Below are 12,793 nucleotides of genomic sequence, written 5' to 3' on the forward strand. Positions count from 1 at the left end.
TAAAACCAATTGAGCATCGGCAAACTATGGCGCTGCATTAAAAAGGCGTGTTATTCCGCAATCAAGCGTGCTGGAATATCAATGCCACGTTCACGATAGTAACGTGCTGCGCCTGGGTGAAGAGGTACCGGCAACCCAGCAATGGCTTTTTCAATAGCCATGACAGATGTCGCTTTATGGATTGCGCTCAAGTAGCTGAGGTTTTCATAAAGGGATTTGGTTAGCTGGTAAACATCGTCTTCTGAAAGGTCCGCACGTGCTGCCAAGAAGTTTGGCTGAGCGACCGTGTTGATGTTTTTAGTTTGACCTGGGTAAGTGTTCGCCGGAATCACATAGCGAGTCCACAATTCGTAATTACCATTGGCTTCTTTCATTTGCTCATCGGTGAAGTCCAGTACTTGCACTTTGTCGCCCATGGACGCGTATAAACGTGTTACCGCACTCACAGGAACACCAGCTGGGGTATTCATACCTTCGATGTTGCCGTTTTGCATGGCGTCAGCGCTGGCACCGTAACCCATGTAAGCTAAGCTGAATTTGTCTGGATCAATGCCAAGGCCACTCAATTGTTGGCGACCTGATCCTTCCGTTCCAGAGTTTTTCTTACCGATGGAAAACTTATTGTTTGTCCCTTCTAAATCTTTAAGGTCGGCAACCGTACCTGTTTTAGCCAAATCAGACTTTAATACAAAGTGTTCAACATTTTGCCAAAGCATGGAAACAGAGCGTAGCTCGGTTTGCTTACCGGATTGTTTGAAAGGACCTTCACCTTCCCAAGCCCATGCACCATACAAACCTTGCAAAATAGCAAATTGAGCTTGGTCTTCACGTAAAAGTTTAATGTTTTCACCTGAACCTGCGGAACTGATAGCGGAAACGGATAAACCAAATTTAGGTTCGAGTTTTACTTTACTCAACGTCGCAATGGCCACGCCGACAGGGTAATAGGTGCCCCCAGTTGAAGCGGTGGCTAGGATGTAATTACGTTTATCGTCTGCTGAAGCCGCACCAGATGATAGGGCGATGGCAGCGACGGTAGCGCTGCTTAGAATAGCTTTGGTTACAAATCCCAATTTCATATTATTTTTCTCCTCATTATGGGGTGAGTCCAATTTAACTATAGCGTTTTACTATAGCGAAATGCATACCAACTTTTTATCTAATTGAAATATAAGGCTTTTAATTTTTCTGTCAGGTTTTTGTCCTTTTTTTATCAAGATTTGAGCCGATTCTTGCTGATCGTCGAAAGGAACGGATCGGCAAAAAATGGCTTATGGCGAAAGAGCGAAAAAGCCCTTTTTGTCTGTTCTTTTTACAAATAGATACCTTAGTATAAGCAATATTTTGCCGATGGAGCTGAAAACATAAAATGAAACAAGATCATAATATTCGTGTTGTAATGTTTGATTTAGGAAATGTGCTGGTGGACTTGGGCGACGTTGGGGAAATGCATGCTATGTTGAATACTCAAGGCGAGGAGTCTGAGGTATGGCGACAGTGGCTACGATCTCCTGCTGTCGCGGCATTTGATTCGGGCCGAATGACGTTTGATGCTTTTGCTGATGCTTTGTTAGAGGAGGTGGAAAGTGACACGGACAAACACACCTTTATGCAGGCATTTAAAGCTTGGCCAAGAGGTTTATATGCCGGCGCCTTGGACTTAGTGGATCAGGTTAAACCTGAATATCATCGTGCTATTTTGTCCAATACCAATGCGGCTCATTGGCCAAGACTCATGGGCGAAATGGGCTTAGCTGGGCATTTTCATCACTATTTTGCGTCTCATCAACTTGGTTTAGTTAAGCCAGATCGTGCCGTTTATGAGGATGTCGTGAAACGCTTAGGCGTCGCGCCACAAGCCATCTTATTTATTGATGATAACCAGCTAAACATCGATGCCGCAACAGCCTTGGGGATTCATGCTCACCGAGTAAAAGGCGTAACAGAGGCTCGACAGATTTTGACGCAATATCAGGTATTAGCGACATAGCGTTACTTTAATTAATGTCAACATATGACTTAGAGCAGGGTGTTAAGATAAAGAGCCCTAGGTGGATAATTTGAGGAGGTTAGATGAAAGGATTTGATGGGCTTAGTTCGAGTCACTATTCACGTACTCGGCCTTTGTATCCTGCCGAATTTTATTATTGGTTGTTTCAGCAGGTGAATGCTTCCAGCGTAGTGTGGGACTGTGCTTGTGGAACAGGGCAAGCGTCTGTGGATCTAGCAGCCTATTTTGGCCAAATTGAGGCGTCCGATATCAGTGAGTCTCAAATTAATGCCGCCACACCACATCGTCGTGTTAACTACCAGGTATCACCGGCGGAAATGACTCACTACCCAGATCAGCATTTTGATTTAGTATGCGTTGCCCATGCACTGCACTGGTTCGATTTAGACGTTTTTTGGACAGAATTAAAACGAGTAATGAAACCGAATGGTTTGTTTGTTTGTTGGGGTTATAACCGATTGTCAGTGGGGGAGGTTGAGGATCAAGCGATCACGCAACATGTGATGCCTTTATTAGCGCCTTACTGGCCTCAACAAAGTCGACTGTTGTGGAATGAGTATCGTGACATTGAATTCCCCCTAGAGTTGATCGATGTGCCCGATTTTGAATTGATCTGTCATTGGTCTGTGACACAAGTAAAAGACTTCATTTTCAGTTGGTCGGGGGCACAAGAGTTCCTTGCTCAGCATGGTGAAGAGGCGTTACTGGCGAGTTTTGAGCCTTTGGAAACCGTTTGGAGTGCGCCAAATCAAAAACAAGAAGTGAACTTACCGTTTTTTGTCAAAGCCGGTCGATTTAATTGATACAAGGCTTTGTTGCCCCTAATTTACCTTTCGCTAGGAAGGCAAAAGATAAAATTAAGACTAAAGTGGAATAGCTAGGCATTGGCAGACCGCTATAGTAGTTCTGCATCCGAATAAAAACATTAACAATGGAGCGGGTTATGAAATCATTATATAGCGCAATTTCAGTTGAAGCGGAAAATCAGGCCAATATCAGTCAGGCCGAGTTTGAAAAACGCTATCAAGAATCGATTGACAACCCAGACGAATTTTGGGGCAGAGAGGGTTTGCGCTTAGATTGGTCTAAGCCATATACCAAGGTCAAAAACACCTCGTTTGAACGAGGTAACATCAGCATAAAATGGTTTGAAGATGGTGAGTTAAACGTGGCTCACAATTGCATCGATCGCCACCTACCTCAACTTGCCGACAAAGTGGCTTATTACTGTGAAGGGGATTTGGAAAGCGATGAAAAGGTTGCGATAACCTATCAAACTTTACACGATGAAGTGGGCCGATTGGCGAATGTATTAAAACGCCAAGGGGTTCAAAAAGGGGATCGTGTTGCCATTTATATGCCGATGATTCCACAAGCGGTTTACAGTATGTTGGCTTGTGCACGAATTGGTGCTATTCACTCGGTTATTTTTGGCGGCTTCTCAGCCCATGCTATTGCCGATCGTTTAAACGATTGCGGTGTGAAACTGGTGATTACCGCAGATGAAGGTAAACGTGCCGGTAATACGATTCCATTGAAACATAACGTTGACATGGCCTTAGACAATAATGCTTGTCCTTCGGTGGAAAAAGTCCTGGTATGTCGTTACACACAAAAAGACATCCCTTGGGTGGCGGGGCGTGATTTGGACTGGGCGCAAGAAACGGCGAATGAATCAACACAATGCCCAGCTGAGCCGATGAACGCTGAAGACCCATTGTTTATTCTTTATACCTCAGGTTCTACAGGAAAGCCTAAAGGGGTGGTGCATACCACAGGAGGCTATTTAGTTTATGCCTCGATAACTCATGAGCTGGTGTTTGATCTAAAAGCGGACGATGTGTACTGGTGTGCCGCGGATGTGGGTTGGATTACTGGCCATAGTTACATGGTGTATGGTCCCCTTACCAATGGCACAACCAGCATATTGTTTGAAGGCGTGCCGACTTTTCCAGATTCTGGGCGCATTGGTCGAGTGGTCGACAAGTTTGATGTCACGATTTTATACACAGCGCCAACGGCCATCCGAGCTTTGATGGCAAAAGGTGACGAAGCCACCAGAAGCAGTGAACGTAAATCCTTGCGTATTCTTGGTAGTGTTGGTGAACCGATTAACCCAGAGGCATGGTCTTGGTATTTCAGTGAGATCGGTAACTCGTCTTGCCCTATCGTAGATACTTGGTGGCAAACGGAAACGGGCGGCATGATGATGACGCCAAGAATTGGTCAAGGGGACATTAAACCTGGCTTCTGTACCGGTCCTCTATATGGTGTTCAACCCGCTTTGGTGGATGCCCAAGGGGCGATTCAAAATCAGCAAGGTGTGCAGGTTGAAGGCGGTTTGGTTATAACCGACTCTTGGCCTGGTCAAGCGCGAACCGTTTATGGTGACCACGAACGTTTTGAACAAACTTATTTCAGTACGTTTGATGGCATGTATTTCACGGGAGATGGGGCTTCACGCGACGAAGACGGACATTATCTAATTACCGGTCGTATGGACGATGTATTAAATGTGTCTGGTCACCGTTTGGGTACGGCTGAAATTGAAAGTGCTTTGGTGGCGCATCCATCGGTAGCGGAAGCTGCCATTGTTGGTTATCCGCACGACATCAAAGGGCAAGGCATTTATGTCTATGTGACTCCCGTAGCCGGTGTGACGCCTGACGAAGATTTGAGTAAATCTCTTAAACAGTTTGTGCGTCAGGAAATTGGCCCAATTGCCACACCGGATTTGATCCAATGGGCGAGTCGAGGTCTACCTAAAACTCGTTCAGGCAAGATTATGCGTCGTATTTTGCGTAAAATTGCAGCCAATGAACAAGACCAATTAGGTGATACCAGTACCCTAGCGGATCCTAGTGTAGTTGATGATTTGATTGAAAACCGTTTAAATGAGTAGACATAGTACCGATCTAATAAGGATAAAACGTGCTGTCACTTGTTATAGCGGATGATCATCCATTGTTCCGTAGCGCACTGAGTAGTGCGTTGCGGGCCGAAATTAAAGACGTAGACATAGTCGAATCCAATGATTTGGATTCGACTTTACGCTGTTTGGAGCAGGTGAAAGATCTCGATCTTTTGCTCTTAGATTTGAACATGCCGGGCAGTGGTGAACTGTATGGATTGATCCGCATACGTCGAGATTACCCTGATGTTCCTGTGGCCATTATTTCTGGCAGTGAAGACAGTGCGTTAGTCGCTAAAGTGATCGAAGCGGGGGCATTGGGATTCATACCAAAGACCAGTGAACCAGCCATGTATGTTGAAGCCATTAATGAAATATTATTAGGGGATATCTGGTTACCAGAATCGCTTAAAAGAGAAGTCGACAACCAACCAACCGCTGATTTAAGCATGCAAAAGCGTGTTGCAGAATTGACACCACAACAATATAAGGTGTTGTGTTATTTGCATGAAGGCTTGTTGAATAAACAGATTGCTTATGAACTATCAATCTCTGAAGCAACGGTAAAAGCACACATAACGGCCATCTTTAGAAAGCTGGACATTAATAATCGAACGCAAGCGGTATTGGTGGCCAGTGAACTCAAATTGCAAATGTCTTCGAATGAGTCATAAGGACATTCGATTGTTGTGGTTATTCTTTGTCGGAATCCGTTTTAGCGTGACAGCATGATGCCTTCTCTGGCACTGGATCTTCGCCACCTTCATGCCATGGATGACATTTAGACAATCTTTTGATGCTCAAATAACTGCCTTTTATCACACCAAAACGCTCTATGGCCTGCAGGCTATACTGAGAACAACTTGGGTAAAATCGACAGTTATTGCCCAGCAATGGACTAATCCCATATTGGTAGGCTTTTATTAAAAGCAGAGCAAGGCTTTTGATCATAATATTCTGTCCGCTTTTTGTCAGAAATAAGGATGTATATCCTAGTGTCTATTTGATAATGTAAAACAATTCTTATTAAGACCCTATTATATTATGCCTGATTCTTCTTTAACACTTGATGCCAGTCAAATCGTCGCATATCAAGGCGAACCTGGTGCTTATTCTCATTTGGCTTGCAAACACACCTTTCCTGATTGGACGAGCGTTAATTGTGCGACGTTTGCCGACGCGCTGCATATGGTTGAACAAGGTGATGCCTTTTACGCCATGATTCCTGTTGAAAACTCTACCGCTGGTCGTGTCGAAGAAATTTATCGCGAATTACGCAAAACACAGTTGTTTGTTGTCAAAGAACACTTTGAGCCGGTTAACCACTGTTTGATTGCCCGTCATGATATGACCCTAGATCAAGTGACACGAATCGGCAGTCACCCACAAGCGTTAGCTCAATGCGATGGTAATATAAAGGCGTTGGGGGCGAAAAACTTGGCGATGTACGATACGGCGGGTGCCGCCAAACACATTGCTGAGCAAGATGAACCTGGATTAGCGGTGATTTCATCTGAATTGGCGGCTGAGCTCTACGGTTTAAAGGTATTACAAACCCATTTTAATGATACCCAAGGCAATACTACACGCTTTTTGGTGTTCTCTCGTCAGCAAAAAATGCCTGTGTACGAATCAGAGCATACTTATATTACGTCCTTTATGTTTCGTGTACGCAACATCCCTGCGGCTTTGTATAAAGCCATGGGAGGCTTTGCCACGCAAGGGATTAACATGCTCAAACTGGAAAGTTATATGGTCAATGGCAATTTTACCGCGACTCAGTTTTATGTGGATGTGGAAGCGCATTTTCAAGCACCCGCCATGCAAGCTGCGTTAGAAGAGTTACGATTTTTTTCAGAAGAGGTACGAATCTTAGGCACCTATTTAGCAGATGAGTATAGGCTGAAATAGACAGTATGCGATCTCACTTTTTTTTATTCTTATTGTGTGTCTGCAGTGTTACAGCATGGGCTGAGGACGATCTATTATTTTCGGATGTGGACTTTTTGGCCACATCGAATCTGCCGGACACAGATTTTTCGGGATATGATGGTTTTTTAGAAGACATTCCCGTCGTTGTCACGCCGTCAAAAATTCCTCAGCCTAGAGTCGATGTGTCCTCTACCTTGTCTGTGTTAGATGGAGAATTCATTCGTCGAGTGAATGTGCAATATGTGGAAGATTTACTGCAATTTGTGCCCGGTTTTTCTGTCGTGCCTTATCATGCTTCAAGTCAAATTGTGGCGTCCTATCATGGCACTGAACTAGAACAATATCGTCGTATCCAAGTATTGATTAATGGTCGTTCTGTTTACAGTGTTGGCTTGGCGCGAGTCGAGTGGGCGACTTTACCGCTGAGTATTGAAGATGTGGCGCGTGTCGAAATCAACCGAGGTCCCAATGCGGCCAGTTACGGTATTAATTCTTTTTTTGCCGTTGTAAACATCATTACACGCTCCCCATTAGAGACTCTAGGGAATAGCATAACGGCTTATGCTGGATCCCAAGGTGACATGCGTTTGTATGGTCAACACAGTGGTTTGAATAAGGATTGGAGTTATCGTGCATCGGCTTCAACCACTAGGGTGGACGGTTTTGATGTCGACGTTTATGGAGAAGATCGGCATGACGGTCATGGTGCCACGATGGGAAATGTGTTTCTCCAGCAAGAAACCTCTGATAGTCGCTTTGATCTAGACATTGGTGCAAGTCATTTAAAAGCCAATATTGACCCCTCTGTGTATGAGACCACATCAGATTCAGGTTCATATGATACGAATGACCCTTTGCGAATCGTCGATCGGGAATACATTAAAGTCGGCTTTAGTCAGCAAACCTCTACTCATCATGAATTAAAGCTTCAATATTATTATGACTATTCTGATGCGAATGAATTCCATGATGCTTTATTAAATGATGACTTCTATAACTTGATGTTTGGTGGTTCAGAAACGAATAATGTTAACGCTTCCTACGAAGTGGATTTAATTGAAACTCGTCATGATATTGAATTGCAAAGCACTTGGCAGGCGGCGAACCAACTTAGGGTGATTTCAGCGCTGGGTTATCGTTGGGAAAAAGCAGAATCGGAGCATTATTTGTCAGGTATCGCTCGGGATGAAGTGTTTCGTTTGTCTTCTAATATCGAGTATCGAGCGGATCAGCATTGGGTGCTGAACACCGGTGCTATGTTAGAACACAGCGAATTGAGTGGGACGTTCTTGTCTCCTAAACTGGGCATGACGTATCGGCTATCAGAGCAAGATTCCCTGCGTTTTAATGTTTCAAAGGCGGTTCGTACGCCCGATTTGTCGGATCAACATTTCCGCTGGCACTACGTCTTATCAAACGGCGAGAGTTCAACGGTGACCTACGCCGATGAAGGCGAAGGAGAAGAAAAAATCACCTCCTATGAATTGGGTTATTATCATTACTGGCCAACCAGAGGTTTGTCATTGGACGTCAAGCTGTATCATGACGAAGTGGATGATATGGTGCTCAGTTCAAAAGTCTTTAGTGCTCTGTCTGGTACGGACGCACCGATCGAAGAAGGGGTGACAGAAGACGTCATGATTGCTGGCGTAGAATTGGAGCTGGATTGGCGTTCTCGTTCCGGTGCGATCACGCGTTTTACCTATGCCTATCAAGATACGCAAACGGATAATTCTCGACTAGAGCGCGCCACCACGCCAATTATGATGTCCTTGTTCAGTAGTGTGCCATTATCAGACCATTGGTCTGTTCAAGGCTATTACTGGTATGGCAAAGAGCTAGGAGGGCGAGATTATCAGTTGGTCAACAGTTGGCTGGCATATCGTCATTCATTTGGTCTGTATAGCAAAGCGACTTTGGGGGCTGGAGTAGAGGCTCGTTTAGACAATAATGCCCTGGTGTCTAGACACAACATTTTAGAAAAAGATGCCTATACTTATGTATTTGCAAGTCTCACCTTTTAAGTTTGGTTGATCAAAGAGTGAAAAGGATTTTTTCTATTTTTTTGGGATGGTTGTTGACGTTTCATGCGTCCGCCGCCATCTATGTACTGCACGATACGGAAGAGAGTTCGGTACGATCCTTGACGTTTCAGCTTTCTAAGCGTCTTGCCAGTAGTGTCCCGCCAATCCCAATTCGTCAAGCTCACTTTCTGAATAGTATTAGCCGTATTGAAGATCAGGATGTGGTGATCTCGGTTGGTCGTGATAGCTTTCAGCAAGCTTGTTTATCCATGTCACGAGGCGCTCTTTTTGCTCTCTTTATTGGTGAAGAAGAATATCAAACCATTCGGATGAATTGTTCTGTACCGACCAGTGCGGTTTTTTCGGCGGCGCCAATGGAAAAGCGGCTGGCTCTGCTCAAAGCCATTTGGCTAAATCCGAAGCCTTTAGCGGTGTTGTATTCTGAGGCTATTCAACTGGATACCGTCTCAATGCAGAAACTGGCGGCTGAATATGGTTTTGAATTGGTGTTTTGGCAAACATCGACAGACCGTCTCTCCGTGCTAAGGTCATTGAGTTTGCTGTTGGACGATTCGGATCTGATCTTTTCCCTTGTTGATAGTCAGTTGTATCAACAAGGTAATGCCCAAGACATTTTAAAACTCTTGTTTCATCAGCAAAAAGTCATGGTGGGGCCGTCCTTTGCCTTTGTGCGAGCAGGGGCTTTGTTTGCTATTCATTCAGATGCCAAGCACAAGTTGGCACTATTGAGTGTGATGATTCAAGAGTGGACGGCGACAGGGACCATGGCTGAGGCGGCTTACCCCGAATGGCTACGAGTCAGCTTTAACCCATACTTGGTTAAAGCTCATGGTATTGTCTTACCTTCCAAACTTTATTTAAAAGACCAATTTGGGCTCTGTTCAGACGCCAATTGCTAATCATGCCTTGTTCAGAATCGGCCTAGTTTACCCTAAGAAACGCTTTACTAAACTGGTGAAAGGCACTGGCTTTTCAGCATGCAACCAATGACCTGTACCTGCTATTATTTTAAAGCTGGCATTCGGGAAAGCGCGTAAAATACTGTCTTGATACTCCGCCACTATGTAATCTGATTTTTCCCCTTTGATGAAAAGAGTGGCAACGGGATTGCCTTCTTTCAGCTCAGGTTTGGCCAAAATGGTTGGATAGGCCTTTGCAATCTGCTCCACAGCTAACGTCAATTGTAAGCCTTGAGCCGTTTTAGAAAGGTTCTTTAATAGGAATTGACGAATGGGCAAGCTTGGTTCATATGGCGCAAGTAGGCTATCTGCTTCTTTACGGTTAGAGAGGGGTTGGGCTTTAAGGGCTTGCAAACCTTCTAAGATCTTTGTGTGGCTCGGTTGGTAATCTACTGGCGCAATGTCGACCACAATGAGCTTGTCAATATTGTCGGTTAAGCTGGCCATTTGCATGGCGACTTTACCCCCCATTGAATGGCCTAAGAGATGGAAGCGTTCTAAGCCCGCTTCCTGAGTCCAATCCAGCACTGCTTGCGCCATTTTAGGATAGGTGGCCTCTGCCATAGGCGAGGACTGGCCATGATTTGGAAGATCAATACAATACACGGTAAAGTGTTCAGCAAGGGATTGAGCGATGGAGTGCCAATTATCGGCATTGCCGAATAAACCGTGAATGACAATGAGATTGGGGCCTGTGGAACCATACTGTTTTACGTGTGTCATACTAACCTTGCTTTATCCGAATTTCAGGCTATTGTAGCAAGCGATATTGGTTGGCGTCTTCTATTAGAGTGGTATTAACGTGTTTGACCCGTTTTTTATAAAACAGCTTAAATCTCCCCTGCAAACATTGGCATGGCGTATCGATGCCATGGGAATGAAAGCGAATCAGATTACTTTTTTTGGTTTCTTTGTCGGCATGATGAGCTTGCCGTCCTTGTATTATCAGGCCTATGGCTTAGCCTTGTTGTGCATTGTCATAAACCGTCTAATGGACGGTTTGGATGGGGCGGTTGCGAGAGTGCAGGGGCCGACTGATTTGGGCGGCTATTTGGACATTACGTTAGATTTTATTTTTTATTCTGGTGTGGTGTTCGGCTTTGTGTTGGCGAATCCTGAAACCAATGCTATTGCAGCGGCTTTTTTGATTTTTGCGTTTATGGGCACAGGGAGTAGCTTTTTAGCTTTTGCGATCATGGCGGAAAAACGCAGCATTGAGCGTTTAGAATATGGTCATAAATCTTTGTATTTTTTGGGTGGTTTAGCGGAGGGGGCAGAAACCATTGGCTTCCTCGTTTTGATCTGTCTATTGCCGAGCTACTTTGTCGAACTGGCGTATGTTTTTGGTCTGGTGTGCTGGGTTACGACAGTGACTCGAGTTTATGCGGCTTATCAAACCTTGAAGTGAATTGAGGCTAGTCAAAAAAAGCGATTTCGATGTCGCTTTTAACAATGGCACAACAGGCTAGCAGATAGCCGCTTTGTACCCAAGCAAGGGGTTCAAATGGGTAGCTAACTTGTCCCCACAATAACTTAATGGAACAAGATGAACAGTAGCCTTCACGACACTGGTATTCAACATGAATACCAGCTCGCTCAAGTTGGATCAATAGAGGTTCATCTTCGGTTACTAGAATTTGCTTCTTACCAAGCAACACCCGATGAACTTGATCCTTATCCTGAGTAGGCGTGGTTTGCTCACCTAGCTCAGGTTGAAAATGCTCTACTTTAGAGGTCGAAGTCATCGAAATCCGATTCGTCTAGATCGTTATCAATTTGCCCAACCAGATAGGAACTGATTTCCGCTTCCTGTGGCGCGACTTGCACGTTATCGCTGACGAGCCAAGCGTTGATCCAAGGAATCGGGTTGTGCTTAGTCTCAAAATGAGTGTCTAAACCAACCGCTTGCATGCGGACATTACTAATGTATTCAACATACTGACCGAGGATCTGAGCGTTCAAGCCAATCATGGAGCCGTCTTTAAATAGGTAACTGGCCCATTCTTTTTCTTGCTCTGCGGCTTCGATGAAAATGTGGCGTATCTCATCTTTGCACTCTGCCGCAATGATGGCCATTTCTGGGTCATCTTTACCTGACGCCATCAGGTTAAGCATGTGTTGAGTACCGGTGAGATGCAAGGCTTCATCGCGCGCAATCAGCTTGATGATCTTGGCATTCCCTTCCATTAAAGTACGTTCTGCAAACGCAAAACTACAAGCGAAGCTGACGTAGAAACGGATCGCTTCTAAAACATTGACTGAAGCAACCGTGAGATACAGTGCTTTTTTCAGTGCGTGCATGGAGATTTCAACATCGCCTTTGCCCGGCACATGAAAGGTACCCAATCCCATTGTGTTGTACAGGTTTACCATTTCAATTAAGCGGTCGTAGTATTTCGATACACTGTCAGCGCGCTTAGTGATTTCTTCGTTATTTACAATGTCGTCAAAGATTTTGGTCGGATCATTCACGATATTACGAATAATGTGCGTATAAGAGCGGCTGTGAATGGTTTCACTGAATGACCAGGTTTCAATCCAAGTCTCTAGCTCAGGTAGCGAGACAATCGGCAGCAAGGCGACGTTTGGTGAACGGCCTTGAACACTGTCGAGTAGCGTTTGGTATTTTAGGTTACTTAGAAAAATATGTTGTTCGTGTTCTTCTAAACGCTGAAAATCTTTGCGGTCAGTAGAGAGATCGACTTCTTCAGGGCGCCAGAAAAAGGACAACTGCTTTTCGATCAGCTTTTCGAAAATTGGGTGCTTTTGTTGATCGTAACGAGCAACGTTGACGTTTTCACCAAAGAACATAGGTTCTTTCATGCTGTCGAAATGTTTGCGGTTGAAAGTCGAATAACTCATCTCGCAATAATATCCTCTAATACGAAAGCCCGCGGAATAGCGTGCCTTATTAATTAATGTGTATGGCTTTTTA

13 protein-coding genes are annotated in these 12,793 nt (G+C 44.6%); 8 read left to right on the plus strand and 5 right to left on the minus strand.

The window, feature by feature from the left end:
• Positions 1–50: 50 nt before the first annotated feature.
• Positions 51–1,079, minus strand: coding sequence for a TAXI family TRAP transporter solute-binding subunit (locus OA79_RS05195; protein WP_063332154.1), 1,029 nt, complete (start codon positions 1,077–1,079; stop codon positions 51–53).
• 290 nt (positions 1,080–1,369) lie between these two features.
• On the opposite strand from OA79_RS05195, the gene OA79_RS05200 reads away from it, so the two are divergent.
• The 4 genes from OA79_RS05200 to OA79_RS05215 all read left to right on the plus strand — a co-directional run bounded on the left by OA79_RS05200 (position 1,370) and on the right by OA79_RS05215 (position 5,596).
• Positions 1,370–1,990 (plus strand): HAD family hydrolase, encoded by a 621-nt coding sequence (locus tag OA79_RS05200; RefSeq protein ID WP_063332155.1) that lies wholly within the window; start codon positions 1,370–1,372, stop codon positions 1,988–1,990.
• 83 nt (positions 1,991–2,073) lie between these two features.
• Positions 2,074–2,814 (plus strand): class I SAM-dependent methyltransferase, encoded by a 741-nt coding sequence (locus OA79_RS05205; protein ID WP_063332156.1) that lies wholly within the window; start codon positions 2,074–2,076, stop codon positions 2,812–2,814.
• A gap of 140 nt (positions 2,815–2,954) precedes the next feature.
• On the plus strand, positions 2,955–4,913 hold the full coding sequence (acs, locus tag OA79_RS05210; protein WP_063332157.1) for an acetate--CoA ligase: 1,959 nt from the start codon (positions 2,955–2,957) through the stop codon (positions 4,911–4,913).
• Positions 4,914–4,942: 29 nt separating this feature from the next.
• Positions 4,943–5,596 (plus strand): response regulator transcription factor, encoded by a 654-nt coding sequence (locus OA79_RS05215; protein WP_063332158.1) that lies wholly within the window; start codon positions 4,943–4,945, stop codon positions 5,594–5,596.
• 19 nt (positions 5,597–5,615) lie between these two features.
• Here OA79_RS05215 and yidD read toward each other — a convergent pair whose 3' ends face one another.
• Positions 5,616–5,873: a membrane protein insertion efficiency factor YidD gene (yidD, locus tag OA79_RS05220; RefSeq protein ID WP_082825382.1), complete on the minus strand. Its 258-nt coding sequence runs from the start codon at positions 5,871–5,873 to the stop codon at positions 5,616–5,618.
• Positions 5,874–5,966: 93 nt separating this feature from the next.
• Between yidD and OA79_RS05225 the strand changes: the two genes are divergently transcribed.
• The 3 genes from OA79_RS05225 to OA79_RS05235 are packed head-to-tail and all read left to right on the plus strand — an operon-like array spanning position 5,967 to position 9,798.
• Positions 5,967–6,833 (plus strand): prephenate dehydratase, encoded by an 867-nt coding sequence (locus OA79_RS05225; RefSeq protein ID WP_063332160.1) that lies wholly within the window; start codon positions 5,967–5,969, stop codon positions 6,831–6,833.
• Between the two features lie 5 nt (positions 6,834–6,838).
• Positions 6,839–8,878 carry a TonB-dependent receptor plug domain-containing protein gene (locus tag OA79_RS05230; RefSeq protein WP_063332161.1) on the plus strand — a complete coding sequence of 680 codons (2,040 nt, stop codon included), beginning with the start codon at positions 6,839–6,841 and terminating at the stop codon, positions 8,876–8,878.
• 53 nt (positions 8,879–8,931) lie between these two features.
• Positions 8,932–9,798, plus strand: a complete 867-nt coding sequence (locus OA79_RS05235) for a hypothetical protein (protein WP_063332202.1) — start codon at positions 8,932–8,934, stop codon at positions 9,796–9,798.
• A gap of 27 nt (positions 9,799–9,825) precedes the next feature.
• On the opposite strand, the gene OA79_RS05240 is transcribed toward OA79_RS05235, so the two are convergent.
• Positions 9,826–10,581: an alpha/beta fold hydrolase gene (locus OA79_RS05240; protein WP_063332162.1), complete on the minus strand. Its 756-nt coding sequence runs from the start codon at positions 10,579–10,581 to the stop codon at positions 9,826–9,828.
• A gap of 79 nt (positions 10,582–10,660) precedes the next feature.
• Between OA79_RS05240 and OA79_RS05245 the strand changes: the two genes are divergently transcribed.
• On the plus strand, positions 10,661–11,266 hold the full coding sequence (locus OA79_RS05245) for a CDP-alcohol phosphatidyltransferase family protein (RefSeq protein WP_063332163.1): 606 nt from the start codon (positions 10,661–10,663) through the stop codon (positions 11,264–11,266).
• A 7-nt stretch (positions 11,267–11,273) separates the two neighbouring features.
• On the opposite strand, the gene yfaE is transcribed toward OA79_RS05245, so the two are convergent.
• Entirely contained in the window at positions 11,274–11,603 is a 330-nt protein-coding gene (yfaE, locus tag OA79_RS05250; protein WP_082825383.1) for a class I ribonucleotide reductase maintenance protein YfaE, read from the minus strand.
• Positions 11,587–12,720 carry a class Ia ribonucleoside-diphosphate reductase subunit beta gene (gene nrdB, locus OA79_RS05255; protein ID WP_063332164.1) on the minus strand — a complete coding sequence of 378 codons (1,134 nt, stop codon included), beginning with the start codon at positions 12,718–12,720 and terminating at the stop codon, positions 11,587–11,589. The genes yfaE and nrdB overlap by 17 nt, the downstream gene beginning before the upstream one ends.
• Positions 12,721–12,793 lie beyond the last annotated feature (73 nt).

It is taken from the genome of Marinomonas sp. TW1 (genome assembly GCF_001625355.1).
Lineage (GTDB): Bacteria > Pseudomonadota > Gammaproteobacteria > Pseudomonadales > Marinomonadaceae > Marinomonas.